At 71.1% G+C, this 19,110-nt stretch carries 12 protein-coding genes; 10 read left to right on the plus strand and 2 right to left on the minus strand.

The features are described from left to right. Positions 1-102: 102 nt before the first annotated feature. Positions 103-2,880 carry a glycoside hydrolase family 15 protein gene (locus TsocGM_RS00820; protein WP_126723414.1) on the plus strand — a complete coding sequence of 926 codons (2,778 nt, stop codon included), beginning with the start codon at positions 103-105 and terminating at the stop codon, positions 2,878-2,880. A gap of 124 nt (positions 2,881-3,004) precedes the next feature. Here TsocGM_RS00820 and TsocGM_RS00825 read toward each other — a convergent pair whose 3' ends face one another. Then, positions 3,005-5,203 (minus strand): hypothetical protein, encoded by a 2,199-nt coding sequence (locus tag TsocGM_RS00825; RefSeq protein WP_126723415.1) that lies wholly within the window; start codon positions 5,201-5,203, stop codon positions 3,005-3,007. Positions 5,204-5,730: 527 nt separating this feature from the next. Here TsocGM_RS00825 and topA point away from each other — a divergent pair. Further along, positions 5,731-8,277 carry a type I DNA topoisomerase gene (gene topA / locus TsocGM_RS00830; RefSeq protein ID WP_126723416.1) on the plus strand — a complete coding sequence of 849 codons (2,547 nt, stop codon included), beginning with the start codon at positions 5,731-5,733 and terminating at the stop codon, positions 8,275-8,277. A gap of 335 nt (positions 8,278-8,612) precedes the next feature. On the opposite strand, the gene acpS is transcribed toward topA, so the two are convergent. Then, positions 8,613-9,026, minus strand: a complete 414-nt coding sequence (gene acpS / locus TsocGM_RS00835) for a holo-ACP synthase (RefSeq protein WP_126723417.1) — start codon at positions 9,024-9,026, stop codon at positions 8,613-8,615. Between the two features lie 285 nt (positions 9,027-9,311). On the opposite strand from acpS, the gene TsocGM_RS00840 reads away from it, so the two are divergent. From TsocGM_RS00840 to TsocGM_RS00875, 8 genes are all read left to right on the plus strand, one after another. Beyond that, positions 9,312-11,579: an ATP-dependent helicase gene (locus TsocGM_RS00840; RefSeq protein WP_126723418.1), complete on the plus strand. Its 2,268-nt coding sequence runs from the start codon at positions 9,312-9,314 to the stop codon at positions 11,577-11,579. Between the two features lie 151 nt (positions 11,580-11,730). Further along, positions 11,731-12,495, plus strand: coding sequence for a pyridoxine 5'-phosphate synthase (locus TsocGM_RS00845; RefSeq protein ID WP_126723419.1), 765 nt, complete (start codon positions 11,731-11,733; stop codon positions 12,493-12,495). A 79-nt stretch (positions 12,496-12,574) separates the two neighbouring features. Continuing rightward, complete coding sequence (gene dapA / locus TsocGM_RS00850) at positions 12,575-13,471, plus strand: 4-hydroxy-tetrahydrodipicolinate synthase (RefSeq protein ID WP_233578125.1); 897 nt, start codon at positions 12,575-12,577, stop codon at positions 13,469-13,471. Between the two features lie 373 nt (positions 13,472-13,844). After that, complete coding sequence (locus TsocGM_RS00855) at positions 13,845-14,243, plus strand: ArsR/SmtB family transcription factor (protein WP_126723420.1); 399 nt, start codon at positions 13,845-13,847, stop codon at positions 14,241-14,243. 265 nt (positions 14,244-14,508) lie between these two features. After that, on the plus strand, positions 14,509-15,240 hold the full coding sequence (locus tag TsocGM_RS00860; RefSeq protein ID WP_126723421.1) for an OmpH family outer membrane protein: 732 nt from the start codon (positions 14,509-14,511) through the stop codon (positions 15,238-15,240). A gap of 168 nt (positions 15,241-15,408) precedes the next feature. Then, positions 15,409-16,761 (plus strand): UDP-3-O-acyl-N-acetylglucosamine deacetylase, encoded by a 1,353-nt coding sequence (gene lpxC, locus TsocGM_RS00865; protein WP_126723422.1) that lies wholly within the window; start codon positions 15,409-15,411, stop codon positions 16,759-16,761. 32 nt (positions 16,762-16,793) lie between these two features. Continuing rightward, complete coding sequence (locus TsocGM_RS00870; RefSeq protein ID WP_126723423.1) at positions 16,794-17,642, plus strand: LbetaH domain-containing protein; 849 nt, start codon at positions 16,794-16,796, stop codon at positions 17,640-17,642. A gap of 181 nt (positions 17,643-17,823) precedes the next feature. After that, positions 17,824-19,068: a Gfo/Idh/MocA family protein gene (locus tag TsocGM_RS00875; protein ID WP_126723424.1), complete on the plus strand. Its 1,245-nt coding sequence runs from the start codon at positions 17,824-17,826 to the stop codon at positions 19,066-19,068. Positions 19,069-19,110 lie beyond the last annotated feature (42 nt).

Here is a 19,110-nt window from a genome sequence, read left to right on the forward strand (position 1 = left end):
GAATCGATCGTCTTGCGGGAGGGCGGTGGCGGGGGGATTGGGCCCCGGCCGTCTCGACCGGGAATCCGACCGGGCCGGGGTCGGGCAGCGGCGAGGGCGGGAATGCTGACATCCTGGATCGAGGCGGCGGCGAGCGGCAGGCATGGCGGGCCGATCCGAGCCGGGATGTGGGGGTCCGTCGTCCTCGGCTCGCACCCGGCTGACCGCGACGAGACCCGCTGCGGCCTCGAGTTGATCGTCGACGACGAGCCGGTCGGCCTGCTGCCGGCCTACTGGCTGGAGGACCGGGGGGTCAACAGCCTCTGGCATGCTCCGGTCCCTCCCCAGCGGATCGGCTCTCGCCTCCGCTACCGGCCGATCGCCCAGCGCGAGGGGGAGCCCGATGCCGAGGGCCCCTGGCGCGAGGTCCTGGTTCGGCCCAACCTTCCGGACCGGACCGATCCGACCGAGTCCCAGACCATCGGCGTCGTCGGCAACCGCCACATGACCGCCCGGGTCGACGACCGGGGCGCGACCTTCGACGTCTTCTTCCCGACCGTCGGCCTCCATTCCGACGTCCGCCCCGCCGAGGGGGATCTGCCCAACAGCCGATCCCACTTCCGCACCATCGTCGGCGGCCTGGCCATCGGCGCCCGGCTCGACTGGTTCAACGAGCGCATGAGCTGGGACTGCTCCCAGCGCTACCGGCCCGAGACGAACCTGCTGGAAACCGAGCTTCGCTGGCGTCGCGGGCCTGTCCGGGTGCTCGCCGTCGACTTCGCCGCCACCGGCCCCGACCTGCCAAGGACCGGCGGCGGCCTGGAGTCGCGCGGCCAGTACCTCAAGCGGTTCCGGATCGTCAACGAGGGGACCGAGCGGCATCTGGTCCTCTTCGGCCTGTATGTCCACTCCGAGGTCAACGGCGGCATCGGCGAGCCCAGCCTCAGCTGGCAGGACTCCGGCCGCTGCCTGCTCGCGGCCAACCGAGGCCACTCCCACGCCAACCGCAAGCTCGCCCGGGACGCGACCGTTGAGTTCGCCATCGCCCTGGACGACCGAGGTCCGGTCGACTGCGAGCCCACCGGCGCGAGCGAGGCCATCGTCCTCCGCCCCATCGAGTTGCGGGCCGGCGGCGAGGCCCGGGTCGATGTCCTCATCAGCGGCGCCTTCACCGGATGGCGGGGGGACCAGGGGACGTTCGAGCACTGGCTCCACCCCGCGCTGGACTGGTTCCGGTCGGTCGACCTCGACGCCGTCGAGCAGGCGACCACGACCCACTGGGTCCGGTTCGTCCGGGCGATCCCCTCGGTGGAGTCTCCCCGTCCCGGACACGGCGAGGTGCTCCGCCGGTCGGCCCTGGCCGCGGTGCTCCACTGCGACGCCGAGCACGGCTCGGTCGCCGCCGGTTTCGACCGCGGGCTGAACGCCTACTGCTGGCCGAGGGATGCCCTGTGGGCCGCCTCGGCCCTGGATCGCCTCGGCCATCTCGACATCGGCGCCGCGGTGTTCGACTGGCTCGCCCGGGTGCGGGGCCGGTCGCGGACCAACCGCTGCTGGTTCATGAAATACACCATCGACGGTGTCCCTGAGTGGGAGACGCCGGCGATCGACCAGACGGCGCTGGTCCCCTGGGCGCTGGAGCGTCACGTCCGATCGACCGGAGACCTGGACCTGGCCCGCCGCCACTGGCCGCTGGTCGAGCGGATGATCGAGGTCTGCTTCGAGGGGGACGGGCACCCTGGCCTCTTCTGGTCGGACGAGCTGGACCTCTTCAGCTCGGCCGGGCTGTGGGAGACTCGATTCGGCGCCTACCTGTCGAGCAACGCGTGCGTGGTGGCCGGGCTTCGCGCCGCCGCCCGGCTGGCCCGGCTGATCGACCCTCCCGACGCGGCCCGGACGGCGGCCGCCTGCGAGGACCGGGCCGACCGCATCTGGCAATCCGGCATCTTCGGCGAGGGGGCCGACCGGGGAGAGCCGGGGCTGGTCGATCCCCGGAGCGGTCGGTTCCTGGAAGGGCGGCGTATCTCCACCCGACTGGGGTTCTGGCCCCAGCAGCCGGGGGCCTGGGTCGAGCGCTCGGCGGCGTTGGATATCGGTGTCCTGGGGCTCGCCGTGCCACTGGATCTGCTCCCGGCGTCCGACCCCCGGCTGCGCAGGACCGCCGGCGCGATGCTCGTGCACAACGTCAACCGGGCCGACCCCGGCGGGCTGACCCGATGGGCCCCCGATCCGGCTCGGATCGACGACGCCTCGCTCGCCCCCAGCGAGTCGCACCGCGACTCGCCGTCGAGCCTGGCGACCCTCTGGATGGCTCGCTACCTGATCCGGCTTGGGAGGGAGACGGGAGAGGCCCGCCACTGGGCCCAGGCCGTGGAGTTCCTCGATCGCATGATCGCCCGGCTCGGTCCGCTCGGGCTGAACCTTCGACCCGGTCCCCGGATGGTCAGCTCGCCGAGCAGCTTCACCCGATGCTTCCAGGGGGTCTGGGGTCTGCACACGATGCTGATCGACACGATCCTCGACCTGGCCGAGTTCCGGTACGACGCCCTGGACCGCCGCCTCACGCTCCGCCCGATCCTCCCCCCGAGCTGGCCCCGGATCGGCCTCTCCCGGACCTTCCCCTGCGGCCGGGTCGGCTTCCGGTTCGAGCGCCCCGTCGGCGGCCGGTCGCACCGCCTGACCCTCTCGGGTCGGATCGAGCATCCCGTCCAGCTCGTCGTCGAGCTGACGTGCCCCGGGCTCGGGGCGCTCGGACCCTGGTCGTCCCGCCCCTCGATCCCCGCCCCGAGGCCCGACCTGGCCACCGGAAGGCTCTCCTGGTCGATCGCCCTGCCACCTGGCGACCTCGACGCCTGCTGGTCCTGGGGCGAGGAGAGCGGCGAGTGGATCTCGGCCGTCTGAGGACGGGTTCCACCGGAACTCGGATCCGTCGGGCCTCGGGGGAGGCCGGGGTCGTCTCGACCCCGGCGTCGGCGGTCCCCCGGGCCTGCCTTGATCCGAAATCCGAGATCCGAGGAGGCCGGGCTCAGCCGCGGTCGGGCTCGGGGGGGGTCCAGTCCTCCGGCAGGCCGGCCTGGGCGCGGAGGTACTCCATCACCGACTCGGCCCGGGCCTGCATCGCCTCGCGATCGGCCTCGGAGCGGTAGAACTGGAGGGTGGTCAGGGCGTTGCCGTAGTCGAGGCCGGTCCCCTGGTCGGCGAGGGAGCCGCCGAGGCTGCCGTCGGTTCTCCGGGAGAGGGCCAGGACGTAGTAGGTCTGCCGGGGCCGATCGGGGGCGACGACCGCCGCGTCCTCCCCGTCCGGAGCGAGCCGGAACATGGCGTCCCGGAACTCCTCACCGGCCTTGATTGGGGCGTAGGCGGCCAGGGTGTCGGCCCGGCGTCGGGCTCCCGTCGTCCCGACCGTCAGCCCGTTCTCGATGGCGATCTGATCCAGCGCGACCGAGGCGGAGGTCTCCGGCCCCATCTCGTTTCGGACCCGCTCGGCCAGCGCCTCGGCGGCCTTCCTGGCCAGCTCCCGGGCCTGTTCTCGCCGCCAGACCGAGGCGACCACCCCCTCCGGCGTCTCCTCGAAGGATCGGGAGCGTTCCGGCAGGGCCATCGTCTTCCAGACGAGGAAACGGCGGCCGAGGGCGTCGGTGAACTCCCTCGGGTCGAACAGCGGGGAGTCGTCGGCGAACATGATCTCGGCGAATCCCTCGGTGTCGGTCGGGTTGATCACCGCCGGGCGGTCGATCCCCTCGCTGGCCTCGGTCAGCCGCTGGACCTTCCGCAGCAGCTCGTACGGCGCATCGGCCCAGTCCAGGCGGGCCAGCGTCAGGTAATCCCGCCACTCCGGGGGGATGCCGTCGGGAGCCAGGAGCTCCTGGAAGGTGTCGGGAGTGGCGAGCGTGGGTGTCAGGCCGATCCGGACGAAGGCGATCCCCTCGTCGGACCCGGCCGCGACACCGAGGGCCCGGATCAGCTCGGCGCCCGGCTCGCTCGACAAGAACTCCTCTTCCAGGTCGGGCAACGCCTCGCGGTCGACCCCCGGCTCCAGGCCGGTTCGGATCGCGTCGAAGTCCTCCTCGATCCCGTAGCTGAAGTCGTTCATCGCGCGGCGAACCGGATCGAACAGCTCCTCGATCCGGTCCCGGGTCCGCTCCTCGACGAGCAACTCGACCTGCTCGGCGACGTAGCGGCGCTCGAATTCGATCGGGTAGGAGAGGGCCACGCCCTCGCCGTCGCCGGGGTCGGTGAAGGGGTTGACCGGCAGGGGCAGCGTCGAGATCGACTGTTCCCGGCCGGCGAGTTCCTCGGCGAAGGCCGCGAGCACCTCTTCCTCGAACCCCTCGGCGGCCCGGATTTCCTCGGCGATCGGCTCGGATCGGACCTGTTCCCGGATCAGGTCGATGGCGTTGAGCCCCAGGGCGATGTACTCGATCTTGGCCCGCTCCGGCGCCCGGAAGCCGACGGTGCCCGAGCTGGGGTCGGGGACGGTCTCGTCGTGGGCGTCGAAGAAGGTTCGGAGTTCCGACTCGGTCGGCTCGGGGACCTCGTCGAGGGAGTCGGCCACGGGGAGGCCGACGTACCGGGCCACGACCTCGACCTGCTGGTCGCTGTAGACCTGGAAGGCGTCGAGCGGCGTAACCACCGGCTGGGAGAGCAGTTCCAGGGCCTGGAGGATCCGGACCTGGTCGGCCACGTCGGTCAGGAAGGCGGTTTCGGTCAGCTCGTTGCCGAAGGCCTGGTTGAAGACGAACTGGAGCTGGACAGCCAGATCCCTGGGGTCGAACGCGGGGAGGGTCGGCTGGAGGTTTCGGAACAGCTCGTGCCGGGTTCGGGCCTGCTCGAAGATCCAGGTCCGGGCCAGCTCGGGAGAGCGGGGCAGCCCCAGTTCATCAGCCTTGCGCTGGAGGATCAGCGCGTCGACCATGGCCCGGTCGTCGGTCGGCCCGAAGGGTTGCTCGTCGAAGTAGGGGTAGAACGCCTGCCCGCCGACCCGCATCGCCAGTTGAGAGAGGACGTAGTTGGCCCGTCCGCGCTGCAGCCGCAGTCGCTCCAGATCGCTCCGCCGGACGTCCCGGCCGGCCAGGGAGACGACCACTCGGTCGGCGATGGGAGGGGCGGCGTAATTGCTGAAGAGCCGCGGCAGCGAGTCGGCCACCACGAACGCGAACATCGCCATGATCGCCAGCAGGGCGAGCAGCTTCCTCTGGTGGCGACGGAAAACCTGGAACGGCATGACGTTTCCCTCGAAGACGATCGACGGGCTCGCTCCCCGGCCCGCCTGCTCTTGACCGGCGTCCCGAACCGTCGGGGGGATCGTCAGGGAGGGTCGGCGGACGGCTCGACGCCCTGGCCCCCTGTCCATCTCCCCTTGACAGCCCGGGATACGCTAGCTAAGTCAGAGAGGCACAGCGGGACGATCATTCGGGCCCGAAAGAGCGTAGTGTACCAAGGACGACCGCCGAGACGGAACCTCGCTCCGACGGCCGGACGGCCGGCTGGCCGGCAGTCCCCGTCGAGGAGCGTTTCCCCGGCCCGCCCAGCCCCTCCGCCGCCGGACCCCAATTGGGCCGGCTTCCCGGGGTCCTGGCCGCCGGGGCCATCCCGAGGCCCGGCCCGATCGCACCGGGACGCCCCCCGGCGTCTCGGTCGGATCTGACCGTCCGTCCGCCCGCGCCACGCCGTCCGCCGTCGCGTTGTTCCTACCGAATCGGAGTCGACCTCGCGCCCGACGCGAGGGGCCCTGGGATTGATCGTCGCGTTATGAACCTCGTCATCGTCGAATCGCCCGCCAAGTGCCGCACGATCAACAAGTACCTGGGCAAGGATTACGAGGTCCTCGCCTCGTTCGGCCACATCCGCGACCTGCCTCCCAAGGACGGGTCGGTCCGGCCGGATGAGGACTTCTCGATGGACTACGAGATCCAGCCCGGATCCGCCAAGGCGGTCAAGGCGATCGTCGACGCCGTCAAGCAAGCCGACGCGCTGATCCTCGCCACCGACCCCGACCGCGAGGGGGAGGCCATCTCCTGGCACGTGCTGGAGGCGCTCCGCCAGAAGAAGGCCCTGCGCAAGGATCTTCCCGTCCGCCGCGTGGTGTTCAACTCGATCACCAAGGACGCCATCCTCGAGGCGATGGCGCATCCCCGCGACATCGACATGCACCTGGTCAACGCCCAGCAGGCCCGCCGGGCGCTGGACTACCTCGTCGGCTTCTCCCTCTCCCCGGTCCTCTGGCGAAAGCTCCCCGGCAGCAAGTCCGCCGGCCGCGTCCAGTCGGTCGCCCTCCGGCTGATCTGCGACCGAGAGGACGAGATCGAGCGCTTCGTCAGCCAGGAGTACTGGGATGTCCGAGGCGCCTTCCTCAAGCAGGACCAGACCCGCTCCCGCTTCCTCGCCCGCCTGACCCATGTCGAGGGCAAGAAGCTCGACAAGTTCGACATCCCCAACCAGGCCGAGGCCGACCGCATTGTCGCCGGTCTGAAGGGCAAGTCCTACCGCGTCCGATCCGTCGAGCGCAAGCAGGTTCGCCGCAACCCCAACCCGCCGTTCACCACCTCCACGCTCCAGCAGGAGGCCTCCCGCAAGCTCGGCTTCGGCGCCAAACGGACGATGCAGGTCGCCCAGCGGCTCTACGAATCCGGCCGCATCACCTACATGCGAACCGACGGCGTCGAGATCGCCCCCGAGGCCCTCAAGGCCATCCGGGAGCAGATCCAGGGACAGTTCGGCACGCAGTACCTCCCCGAGGCCGCTCGCGTCTACAAGTCCAAGGCCGCCAACGCCCAGGAGGCCCACGAGGCGATCCGGCCCACCGAGCTGACCCTGCTCCCCGAGGCGGTTTCCCGGGAGGTCGACTCCGACGAGGCCCGCCTCTACGAGCTGATCTGGAAGCGCACGATGGCCAGCCAGATGGCCACTGCAGTGTTCGACCAGGTCGTCGCCGAGATCGACGCCGAGGACCGCTCCGCCACCCTCCGCGCCGTCGGCACGACTATGAAGTTCGACGGCTTCCTGAAGCTGTACATCGAGGGCAAGGACGACTCCTCCGACGAGGATGAGGAGGGCGGAGCCCTTCCCCCGCTCAACGAGGGAGAAACCGTCGACCTCGCCGAGGTCATCCCCGCCCAGCACTTCACCGAGCCTCCCCCCCGGTACACCGAGGCCAGCCTCGTCAAGCGGATGGAGGAGCTGGGGATCGGCCGCCCGTCGACCTATGCCAGCATCATCTCGATCCTCCAGGATCGGGAGTACGTCAAGCTCGACGGCAAGCGCTTCATCCCTGAGCCCCGAGGCCGGGTCGTCACCGCCTTCCTCACCCACTTCTTTCGCCGCTACGTCGAATACGACTTCACCGCCAACCTCGAGGACGAGCTCGACCGCGTCTCCGACGGCCAGGTCGACTGGAAGCAGGTCCTCCGCTCCTTCTGGGAGCATTTCGCCGCCAACGTCGAGAAGGCCAAGGGCCTGGAGATCACCCACGTAATCTCCGAACTGAACGAGGCCCTGGCCACCCTGCTGTTCCCCGGCGAAGGGGACCTGGAGGAGCGCCGCAAGTGCCCCTCCTGCGGCACCGGGCAGCTCTCGCTGAAGGTCGGCAAGTACGGCGCGTTCGTCGGCTGCTCGAACTATCCCGACTGCCGCTTCACCCGGGAGCTGACCAAGGACAAGGCCCAGGGCGACGGCTCCTCCGAGGGTGAGGCCTCGGCCCCGGTCGAGCCCAAGCTGCTCGGCGAGGATGAGCAGGGCCAGGCCGTCTCCCTCCGGAAGGGGCCCTACGGCTTCTACGTCCAGCTCGGCGAGGGGAAGAAGCCGAAGCGCGTTTCCGTCCCCAAGGGAATGGACCCCGAGTCGATCGACCTCGCCCGAGCCCGGGCGCTGCTCGCCCTCCCCCGCAACCTGGGCAAGCACCCCGAGACGAGCAAGGTCGTCAAGGCCGGCAGCGGCCTGTATGGGCCGTATGTCCTCCACGCGGGCAAGTACACCACCCTCCGCCCCGAGGACGACGTCCTGACGATCGACCTCGACCGCGCCGTCAAGCTCATCGCCGAGGCCCCCAAGAAGCGCGGGGCCGAGCCGATCAAGGTCCTGGGCAACCACCCCGAGGACGAGAAGGAGATCGCCGTCTTCGAGGGCCGATACGGCCCCTACGTCAAGCACGGCAAGGTCAACGCGACCATCCCCAAGGACCGCAACCCCGAGGAGCTCACCCTCGACGAGGCGATCGCGCTGCTCCAGGAGGCCGCCGAGCGCAAGTCCTCCGGCGGCGGCCGCCGACGGTCCGTGACCAAGGGGAAGTCGAAGTCCTGATCGGACTGGACCGGCTCGGCTCGGATCGAACCGGAGCTTACCCCTGGTTTTGATCGCCGCGACGACGGCGGCCCAACGGGGAGATCCGATCCTCCCCCGAGATCGAGAGCCGGAACGGTCGGCCGCAGGCCGGGCAACGGACCTCGACCGACTCCGGTTCCCTGGGCACGACGACCTCCCGGGAGCACGAGGGGCACCTCACCCGCCGATGGTGCGCATGCCATCCCGTCGGGAAGAGCCAGGACATGGGGGGGACTCCCGGAGCATCGGCTTCCATCGCCTTGGACGCCCATCCCGCCAGGCACGCTCGCACCCGGGCCCGAACCCGACGGAGGTCACTGCTCCTCGGCCGGCTTCGTCGCGGCGTCGAGCGCCAGCGCGACGGCCGTTGCCGTGGCGTAGGTCCGACAGTGAGAGATGGAGATCAGGATGTCTCCGATTCCGCGCTGGATGGCGGCGTCTCGGGCGCCGCCGCGGACCAGCACCCTCGGGCCGCTCATGGCATCCCGGCGGATCTCCATGTCGGTCCAGCAGATCCCCCGCGCCCATCCGGTGCCGATCGCCTTGAGGATCGCCTCCTTGGCCGCCCACCGGCCGGCGAAGTGCTCCAGGGCATGCTTTCTTCCCTGGCAGTAGCGGATCTCCCGCTCGGTGTACACGCGGCGGAGGAACAGCTCGCCGTGCGACTCGATCATCTTGCCGATGCGGGGCACCTCGATGATGTCGGTGCCGATCCCCAGGATATTCATGTTCGATCGCCCCGAGGCCGAGGAGGTGCGTCGTCGACCCGTCGTCCGGAGGGCCGTCGGATCAACCCGCCCGACCGTTCGATTCTACCCGACGAGTTCCCCCGAGGCCAATCGGATCCCAATGGCCCCGCATGAGATCCGGCATCCGCTCCGCATCCCCCCTCTCCCCCCTCGACCCGGTTCGGTTCCGGATCGCGGGACAATCCCCCCGGTGCTATACTGCGGGCGATGCGATACGGACGTACCGCACGCTCCGAGACGACGCCCGCCAGGGACGGATCGCCCATGGACCTCTTTCGCGACCTGACGCCGGCCCAGCGCGAGGCCGTCTCCCACGTCGACGGCCCGATGCTCGTGCTCGCCGGGGCTGGTTCCGGCAAGACCCGGGTGATCACCCGACGGGTCGCCCACCTCATCCGATCGGGGATCCCCGGCCGCCGGATCCTCGCCCTGACCTTCACCAACAAGGCCGCCGGCGAGATGAGGGAGCGCATCGCTTCGCTCGTCCCCGATCACGGCGTCTGGGTCGGCACCTTCCACGCCCTCTGCGCCCGGCTGCTCCGCGAGTTCGGCCCCAGGATCGGCCTCGACCGCGGCTTCACCATCTACGACCAGTCCGACCGGCTCCGCGTCATCAAATCCGTCCTGGACCAGCTTGACCTCTCCGACGCCGGGGTCGCCCCCGAGAAGGTCGAGTCCGCCATCAGCCGCGCCAAGAACGACATGCTCGACCCGGAGACGTTCCTCTCCCGCCGGGGAGACGGCGGCGACCACGTCTCGGCCGTCGTCGGGCGCGTGTACAAGGCGTACCAACTCCGCCTGCTCGAGTCGGCCGCCGTCGACTTCGACGACCTGCTTGTCCACGTCGTCTCCCTGCTGAAGGAGGATCGCGAGCTGCGCGCGCGGCTCGACGACCGCTACCGCTACATCCTCGTCGACGAATACCAGGACACCAACCTCGCCCAGTACGCCATCGTCCGGGCCCTCTCGGTCGACGCGCCGAACCTGTGCGTCACCGGCGACCCCGACCAGTCGATCTACGGCTGGCGCGGGGCCAATCTCAATAACATCCTCGAGTTCGAGCACGATTACCCCGGCTGCAAGGTCGTGCGCCTGGAGCGCAACTACCGCAGCACCAAGAACATCCTCCGGGTCGCCGACCACGTCATCCGCCACAACCGCCGCCGGAAGCCCAAGGCCCTGACGACCGAGAACCCGGAGGGGGAGCCCGTCGAGCTGGCCACCTTCGCCTCCGAGGCCGACGAGGCCCAGGCCGTCGCCTCGACCATCGCCGACCTCGTCCGGGATGGCGGCTACAGCTTCGGCGAGATCGCCGTCTTCGTCCGGGTCACCGCCCTGACCCGGGGCTTCGAGTCCGCCTTCCGCTCCCTCGCCATCCCGTATCAGGTCGTCGGGGGCGTCTCCTTCTACGAGCGGGTCGAGGTCAAGGATGCTCTGGCTTATTTAAGCCTGCTGAACAATCCCAAGGACGACGTCGCCTTCCTCCGGGCGGTCAACGCTCCTCCCCGGGGGATCGGCAAGGTGAGCCTCGATCGGCTCCAGTCGTTCGCGAGGGACCGGGGCCTCCCGATGCTCGCCTCGGCCCGGGACGCCGCCTCGGTCGCCGGCCTGACGCCCAAGGCCCGCTCCGGCCTGCGCGACTTCGCCCTGCTGATGGACGAGCTCGCCGCGCTGAGCGACCACTCGGCCGAGGAGGTTATCCGCCGCCTGTTGCACCTGAGCGGCTATCGGGAGTACTGGGCCAAGCAGCCCAAGGGGGACGGCGAGGACCGCGTCGCCAACCTGGACGAGCTGGTTTCGGCCGCCCGCCAGTTCGATCTGGAGCACCCCGAGGCGACGATCCTCGACTTCCTGGCCGACGTGACGCTCAGCTCCGCCGTCGACCGCTGGAAGGACGAGGGGGGGGCCGTCACGCTGATGACCCTGCACGCCGCCAAGGGCCTGGAATTCCCGGTCGTCTTCATCGTCGGGCTCGAGCAGGGGCTCCTGCCGCACTCCCGGGCCTCGGACAACGACGCCGAGCTGGAGGAGGAACGCCGGCTCTTCTTCGTCGGCATCACCCGGGCCCAGAAGGAGTTGCGGCTGAGCCACTGCCGGGTTCGCGAGTTCCGGGGCCAGCGCTCGGTGGCGATCCCCTCGCAGTTCCTCTCCGAGCTTCCCGAAGGGCCGATCCGCTATCGCGACCAGTCCGGCATGGACGGCGAGGGCTCGCTCTCGATCCGGAGGTCAGCTCCCCGCCCCCCGGAACGGCCCGAGCCGAGGCCGGGAGGCATCTCCTCGGGGCGGTTCCGGGTCACCACGGCGGCGGCCCTGGGGCAGGGGGGGGCTTCCGCCTCTCCCGAGGGCCCCGCCTCGGACCTCGACGCCTTCCGCCCCGGCCTGCTGGTGCTGCATCCGCAGTACGGCCTGGGCAAGATCACCAGCATCGACGGCGCCGGGCCGAACCGCAAAGGGCGAATCGCCTTCGCCGTGGGAGGGGAGCGGACGTTCGTGCTCGCCAAGGCTCCCCTCCGGCTGGTGAAGGGGGCCTGACGCCGGTCGGGTACAATGTGCTCGGGGCGCATCGGCGCCGGGCGAACCGAGGGGGCACCGCGAGGGTCGTGACGGGAGCGGCCTCCGGCCCCTCGACCAATCGCCGGGCCGAGAGACCGCCGACCCGCGACCGCCCCGGAGCCGCACCGCCATGATCCGACTCGGCGTCAACATCGATCACGTCGCCACACTCCGACAGGCCCGAGGGGGCCGGGAGCCCGACCCGGTCTGGGCCGCCGTCCTCGCCGAGCTGGGCGGGGCCGACGGGATCACCGTCCACCTGCGCGAGGACCGCCGGCACATCCAGGACCGCGACCTCCGCCTCCTCCGGGAGACGGTCCGCACCCGGTTGAACCTGGAGGCGGCGGTCGCCCCTGAGATTGTGGCAATCGCCCTGGAGGTCCGGCCCCACCAGGTCACCTTCGTGCCCGAGCGGCGCCAGGAAGTGACCACCGAGGGGGGCCTCGACCTGCTCTCCCAGCGCGACCGCGTCGCCGAGGCGGTCTCCCGGTGCTCCGACGCCGGAATCGAGGTCAGCCTCTTCCTCGACCCCGACCCGAGGCAGGTGGAAGCCGCCTCCTCGGTCGGCACCTCGGCCGTCGAGCTGCACACCGGCCGCTTCGCCGACGCCCCCGAGGGAGAACCCCGACGTCGAGAGCTCGAGGCGCTGCTCGAGGCGGCCCGGCTGGTCCGGGAGGCCGGGCTCCAGCTCCATGCCGGCCACGGGCTCAACCTGGAGAACGTGATCGACGTCGCTCGGATCCCCGGCATGCGCGAGCTGAACATCGGCCACAGCATCGTGTCCCGGGCGGTCTACCTCGGGATGGAGCGGGCCGTCGCCGAGATGAGGAGGGTAATCCGGGAGGCGTCTGGGCCGGCCCCGACGCCGGGGAGCCCTTGGCCCGAGGCGGGCTGATTCGGTAAAGTTAAGGAGCCCCGGGACCGGGCTTTCCCCCCGGGGCCCCAGTGTCCGTGCCCGCGATCGAGGAGTGACGATGCCGACCAAGGGTGAACTGTTCAAGGGGTGCACCGTCGCACTCGTGACCCCGTTCCGGGACGACGAGGAGGTCGACCTGGACGCCCTCGGGAGGCTGGTCGACTGGCACGTCGAGCAGGGGACCCCGACGATCAGCCCGGTGGGCACGACCGGGGAGTCTCCCACGCTTTCGCACGAGGAACATGAGCGGGTGATCGCCACCGTCGTCGAGCGGGCGGCCGGCCGGGCCCGGGTGATGGCCGGCACCGGCTCCAACGCCACGAGCGAGGCGATCCGCCTGACCCGATTCGCCGAGAAGGCCGGCGCCGACGGGGCCCTGCTGGTCGCCCCCTACTACAACCGCCCCAGCCAGGAGGGGCTCTACGCTCACTATGCCCGCATCGCCGAGGCCACCGACCTGCCGCTGGTCCTCTACAACGTCCCCGGCCGCACCGCCCGCAACGTCGAGCCGGAGACGGTCGAGCGCCTCTGCCGGGTCGCCCGGATCGTGGCCGTCAAGGAGGCCAGCGGCTCGCTCGACCAGGTGAGCGAGATTCGCCTGCGCACCGATCTGACGATTCTGTCCGGCGACGATAGCCTGACGCTCCCCATGCTCGCCGTCGGCGCCGAGGGGGTCGTCTCGGTCGCGGCCAATCTCGTCCCGGCCGAGGTGATCGCCCTGATCGACGCCTTCGAGCGCGGCGACCTGGCCGACGCCCGGCGCCGGCACCTGGCCCTCTTCCCCCTGTGCCGAGACCTCCTGGCGATCGCCGCCAACCCGATCCCGGTGAAGACCGCGATGGGGCTCCTCGGCCGGATCGACGGCCGCATGCGGTTGCCACTCTGCCCCCCCGGCATCGGCGAGGTCGACCGGCTCCGCGCCACCCTGCGCCGCCAGGGATTGCTTCGGGACTAAAGCGCCGGCCCTCCGGGTGCCAACCCCTTCCGTGCGTGGGGGTGATGCATCATTCGATCTTAACGGCACTTGTCCCGATCGCATGAGCCGTGTAGGATGTGTGCGGAATCCTCATCGGACCGCGTCCCCTGCCGGAGGGATCCGCGGCCCCCTCTCCCGGCCCGGCGGCACGCCGGGCTCACCCACACCGTCCGGCTCATCGGCGCGAGATCATCGGCGCGAGAGTTGCCCTTCTCGCCCCCACTCCGATGCGTCGGTCGGGCGGGCGATCCCCGGCACCGGGGCCCGGACCCGGAAACCGGGCCGAGCCGGGCCCTCCGGGTCGACGACCGGAGGGAGTTCTGTCCTCCCACCCCTACGGATCCTCTCACTGATGGCACGCAAGAGTACCAAGACCGCTGAAGGCACCAATGGGCATCAGGCCACCGAGGCCTTGCCCCCAGTCTCCGACCACTCGGTTCGCGAACTGGCCCAGGTCTTCAAGCTGATGAGCGACGAGACCCGCTTGCGGATCCTCCTCTACCTGGCCCGCAACGGCGAGTTGCACGTGACCGACCTCTGCCACCGGCTCGACCAGAGCCAGCCGGCGGTCAGCCACCACCTGGCCCTGCTCCGCGTCTCGGGGCTGATCGAGTCCCGTCGCGAGGGGAAGCACAACTACTACAGCGTCCGGGCCGACCAGTTCGGTGAGCTGCTCACCCAGCTCTTCTCCAACGCGGGCCGCATCCCCCGGAAGATCAAGTTCCACCGCTTCCAGCTCACCGTCGATTGAGCCCGCCCGGGCGCCGGAGCCTCCGACCGCCGGCCGGCCTTCGGCGCGGCGGTTCGGCTTGACCGACCGGGGCACCCCGGTCAGAATCGCATCCCGATGGGACCTCCCGACGGCCCGCCCCCTCGGGCCGGGGTGGGGGCGACCGCCCCGCGTTCGGACGCGCGGGGGCCAGACGATCGGACCAGGGGGGACGGACAAGCCCTGACGCCGCGCCGGATCGGCGTCGGCCGGGCCGCCCCCGGCGTACAAGGAAGGAGCCGAACCGATGCCGATCCCGTCCCGAGCGGCCGCTCTCGTGGGCCTCGGCCTGGTGGGGATGCTGGGCCTGGCCGCCCGCCCGATGCTCGGCCAGCAGGCCGACTCCAAGGTCCAGCGCACCGACGCCGGCCAGCCCGCCCGCGCCACCGCCGCCACCCTCGCCCCGGCCGTCATCGCCGGGGTCGACATGGAGCGGATCATCAACGAGTACGACCGCTACAAGGAGTCGAGCGAAAAGTTCAAGGCCGAGGCGCTGCAGAAGCAGAAGGAACTGGAGGTGATGCTCGCCGAGGCCAAGCGCCTGGCCGAGCAGCGCGACCAGTTCGGCGTCGGCACGCCCGACTACCAGAAGTACAGCGACCTGCTCGCCGACGCCCAGGCCAAGTTCGAGGCCCAGAAGCAGAAGGTCGCCGCCGACTTCACCATCCGCGAATCGAACGCGGTGGCCGAAATCTACAACGACATCCGCTACGTCGTCGACTACATGGCCAAGCAGAAGGGGATCAGCTTCGTCATCCAGATCGGCAACAACGAGAAGGTCAGCGGAGAGAACCCCAACGACGTGATGGCCGCCGTCGCCCGCAACGTCGTCTACCACGACCCGTCGGCCGACATCACCGACCAGGTCATCGCCACCCTCAACGCCTTCCACAGCCGACGCAAGGCCCAGCAGGGCGCCGCCCCGGCCCCGGCCCCCGCGGCCGCCCCGGCCCAGCCCCCCGCAGGCGGCGGCAACTGATCGAACCGCCGGCCGAAGGCCGGGACGACGCCGTCCCGGCCCGCCGTCCCGACCCGGTCCCCCCTGGACCAAACCGTGCCGAGCCGAGCCGAGCCGGTCGGACCCCCCCCGAGTCGACGCCGATCCGGAGATCGGCCCAACCAACCGATCAAGGAAGATCTCTCCCGCATGACCACTCGAGGATCGCGACCGCAGCGGACGCTGGCCCGCGAGGCCGAGGTCCGGGGCATCGGCTACCTGCTCGGCTCCGATGTGACCGTCCGGTTCCGGCCCGCCGAGGCCGACTCGGGCGTGACCTTCGTCCGGGCCGACCTTCCGGGGCGCCCCTCGGTGCCGGCCCATGTCCGGTTCGTGGAGCCGAGGGAGCGCCGCACGGCGTTGCGGCGTGGAGAGGCGGTCGTCGAGATGGTTGAGCACGTCATGGCCGCACTCGCCGGGCTCCGGATCGACAACTGCCTCGTCGAGCTGGACGCCCCTGAGACCCCCGGCATGGACGGCTCCTCCCTCGCCTTCGCCCGCGCGATCGCCTCGGCGGGGGCGATCGAGCAGGACCGGCCGAGGGAGACGCTGGTCATCGGTCAGCCGGTGAGCGTCCGAGACGGCAAGGCCACCGTCGCCGCCTATCCCGGCGACCCGGACCGGCTGGTGCTCTCCTACCAGCTCGACTACGGCGAGAGCTCCCCGATCCCCGCCCAGGCCTACTTCGCCGAGCCCTCCCCCGAGCGGTTCCTCGAGCTGATCGCCCCGGCCCGCACCTTCCTGCTCGCCGCCGAGGCCGAGGCGCTCCGGGCCGCCGGGATCGGCTCCCGCACGAGCGAGGCCGACCTACTGATCTTCGGCCCCGACGGGCCGATCGGCAACACCCTCCGCTTCCCCGACGAGTGCGCCCGCCACAAGCTGCTGGACCTGGTGGGCGACCTCGCCCTCGTCGGCAAGGACCTCGTCGGGCACGTCGTCGCTCACCGCTCGGGGCACACCCTGAACGCCGAGCTCGCCCGGGCGCTGCTGGCGCAGGAGTCCTCCCGCGACCCGGCGGAGGAGCCCGCCTCCTCCTCCGCTCCCGAGCCCGAGCCCCCCGCGATGGACATCAACGCGATCATGCGCCTGATGCCCCATCGCTACCCCTTCCTGCTGCTCGACCGAGTGCTGGCGATCGAGCCGGGAAGGTCGCTGCGGGCCTTGAAGAACGTGACCTGCAACGAGCCGTTCTTCCTTGGCCACTGGCCTGGCCGCCCGGTGATGCCCGGCGTGATGATCCTGGAGGCGATGGCCCAGGCGGCCGGGATCCTCATCAGCCACCGGTTCGACCCGGATGAGCACATGGCCATGATCGCGTCGATCGACGACGTGAAGCTCCGGCGCCAGGTGGTGCCGGGGGATCAACTGCTGCTGGAGATCGACAAGTTCCGGTGCCGCTCGAGGATGGCCGAGGCCCACGGCCTGGCCCGGGTCGGCGACCAGGTGGCCGCCGAGGCCCGCCTGCGGTTCGCGGTCGTGCCGATCGGGGCGCTGGCCGCCTGACCATCCGGGACCGATTGCGGGGGGAGACGCTCATGGCGATGCGGATCGCCGACACCGCGACGGTCGACCCGAGGGCCGAACTGGCCGACGGGGTCGAGGTCGGACCCTACTGCGTGATCGGGCCGGGGGCCCGGCTCGGCCCGGGGACCCGGCTGATCGCCCATGTCTGCCTGCTCGGGCCTGTCCGGCTCGGCTCCGGGAACGTCGTCTCCCCCTTCTGTGTGATCGGCGCCCCGGCGTCCGACGCCGAGGCGGCCGGTCGCGTCGAGGTCGGCGACGACAACGTCATCCGCGAAGGCTGCTCGATCGAGGCCGGCTCCGGCCCTGATGGGGAAACCCGGATCGGCTCGAGGACCCGGATCGATCCCCACGTCTCGATCGCCCGGGACGCCTGGATCGGCGACGGGGTCGCCCTCGGCGCCGGGGCCCGGATTGGCTCGAGGGCGGCGGTCGAGGCGTTCGCGGTCGTTGGCGCGGGGGCGGTCCTGCATCCGGCCGTCACGGTGGGGGAGCACTCCGACGTGACCGGCCCGGTCCGGATCGCCCGAGACGTGCCCCGGTACATGAGGATCGACGGCCCCTCGGCCCTCGTCCGCGGGGTGAACCTGATCGGCCTGTTGAGCCGAGGCTTCTCGCGGTCGGCGATCCGGGCGCTCCGGGAGGCGAGCCGGCTGCTCGACCGCGCCGGCCTCGACCCCACCGATGCCGGCCGCCGGCTGGTCGACCGCGGGGAGATGACGCCCGAGGTGGCCCGGCTTCTTGAATCCCACCTCGCCCGGCAGGGGGGCCGGCATGGCCGGGCCCGAGACGCCGGGCGTCGGGATCCGGGACCGGGGGGTGTGGGGAACTCGTTCCGAATGCCTCGGAAGGCGGACGAGTGAACCTCGGGGAGGATGGGGTTGGGCCGCCCCTGGAGGCGGGAGGCCCCCGCGACCCGGGGGCGACCCAACCCGATCGTCCCCTTCCCGACGGTCGGAGATCCACCCACCGTGGCCGGCCTCGGGAGCAAGGTCCCCGGTTCCGGCTCGAGGGGGTCGCCTGCCGGATCGGGAGATTGGGCCGATGCCGTCCGGGAGGACGGGGTCGGGGAGGCGGAGGCGAGGGACTCGGGAGGGTCGATCGCCGCGAGGCGACGATCGGGAGGAGCGGACGGTGACGACCAGGGATCGGTTGCGGGTGGGAGTGGTCGGCGTCGGTCATCTCGGTCGGCACCACGCCCGGATCCTCTCCGGGCTCGAGGGGGTCGAGCTGGTCGGCGTGGCCGATCTCCGGGCCGATCAGGCCCGGACGGTGGCCGAGCCGCTGGGGGCCGCCGCCTTCGCCGACTACCGGGAGCTGCTCGGGAGGGTCGACGCGGTTTCAGTCGCCGTGCCGACGACCTCCCATCGCGAGGTGGCCGGCGCCTTCCTCTCCCGGGGCATCCACGCGATGGTCGAGAAGCCGCTGGCCGCGTCGGTCCTCGAGGGCCGAGAGCTGGTCGAGCTGGCCGACCGGGCCGGCGTCGTCCTGGCGGTCGGGCACGTCGAGCGCTTCAACCCGATCTGGGAACTCTCCCGAGACCGCTGCCCTCGCCCCCGGTACATCGACGCCGAACGGCTGGGCGTCTACACCTTCCGGTCGACCGACATCGGGGCCGTCCTGGACCTGATGATCCACGACATTGACCTGATCCTCTCGCTTGTCGGCAGCCCGGTCGTGTCGGTCTCGGCCCTGGGCACGCCGGTCTTCGGCGGCCACGAGGACCTTGCGCAGGCCCGGCTGGAATTCGAGGACGGCTGCGTGGCCGACATCGCCGCGAGCCGGGCGAGCTACCAGCCCTCTCGTCGGATGCGGCTCTGGGGGGCCGAGGGGTACGCCTCGATCGACTTCGCCAGCCGGCAGGCCACAATCGTCCGCCCCTCGGAATCCCTCCGCCGGGGAGAGATGGACCTCCGGGGGGTCGACCTCTCCCGCCCCGATGCCGTGCGCGACCACCTCTTCGGGACGGTCCTCCGGGTGGAAACCCTCGCGCCGGAGGCCCCCGCCGACCAGCTCACCGCCGAGTTGACCGACTTCGTCCGAGCGATCCGGACGGGCACCGCTCCCCGGGTCCCCGGCTCCGAGGCGCTGGACGCCCTCCGGGTGGCCGAGCAGATCCTCGCCGGCTTGCGCTCCTACCGCCTGGACGCCGGCACCGAGGTTCCCGGCGCCCCCCACGTCCGGACCTCGGGCGCCCCGGCGACCGAGCCGAGGCCCTCGCTGGCCGGGCCGAAGCTCTGGAAGCTCCGTCCCCCCGGCGGCCCGCCGTCACGATCTCCCCGAGCCTGAGGGGGGAGCGGCCCGGCCCGGCCTTCGGATCCTCGGTGATTC

The sequence above is a fragment of the Tautonia sociabilis genome, from assembly GCF_003977685.1.
GTDB classification, from domain to species: Bacteria; Planctomycetota; Planctomycetia; order Isosphaerales; family Isosphaeraceae; genus Tautonia; species Tautonia sociabilis.

Coding starts and splice junctions, on each gene's coding strand:
- TsocGM_RS00860 (WP_126723421.1), top strand. CDS start 14,509: ATGCCGATCCCGTCCCGAGCGGCCGCTCTCGTGGGCCTCGGCCTGGTG.
- TsocGM_RS00855 (WP_126723420.1), top strand. CDS start 13,845: ATGGCACGCAAGAGTACCAAGACCGCTGAAGGCACCAATGGGCATCAG.
- TsocGM_RS00870 (WP_126723423.1), top strand. CDS start 16,794: ATGGCGATGCGGATCGCCGACACCGCGACGGTCGACCCGAGGGCCGAA.
- TsocGM_RS00840 (WP_126723418.1), top strand. CDS start 9,312: ATGGACCTCTTTCGCGACCTGACGCCGGCCCAGCGCGAGGCCGTCTCC.
- lpxC (WP_126723422.1), top strand. CDS start 15,409: ATGACCACTCGAGGATCGCGACCGCAGCGGACGCTGGCCCGCGAGGCC.
- TsocGM_RS00825 (WP_126723415.1), bottom strand. CDS start 5,203: ATGCCGTTCCAGGTTTTCCGTCGCCACCAGAGGAAGCTGCTCGCCCTG.
- TsocGM_RS00845 (WP_126723419.1), top strand. CDS start 11,731: ATGATCCGACTCGGCGTCAACATCGATCACGTCGCCACACTCCGACAG.
- TsocGM_RS00820 (WP_126723414.1), top strand. CDS start 103: ATGCTGACATCCTGGATCGAGGCGGCGGCGAGCGGCAGGCATGGCGGG.
- dapA (WP_233578125.1), top strand. CDS start 12,575: ATGCCGACCAAGGGTGAACTGTTCAAGGGGTGCACCGTCGCACTCGTG.
- acpS (WP_126723417.1), bottom strand. CDS start 9,026: ATGAATATCCTGGGGATCGGCACCGACATCATCGAGGTGCCCCGCATC.
- TsocGM_RS00875 (WP_126723424.1), top strand. CDS start 17,824: ATGCCGTCCGGGAGGACGGGGTCGGGGAGGCGGAGGCGAGGGACTCGG.
- topA (WP_126723416.1), top strand. CDS start 5,731: ATGAACCTCGTCATCGTCGAATCGCCCGCCAAGTGCCGCACGATCAAC.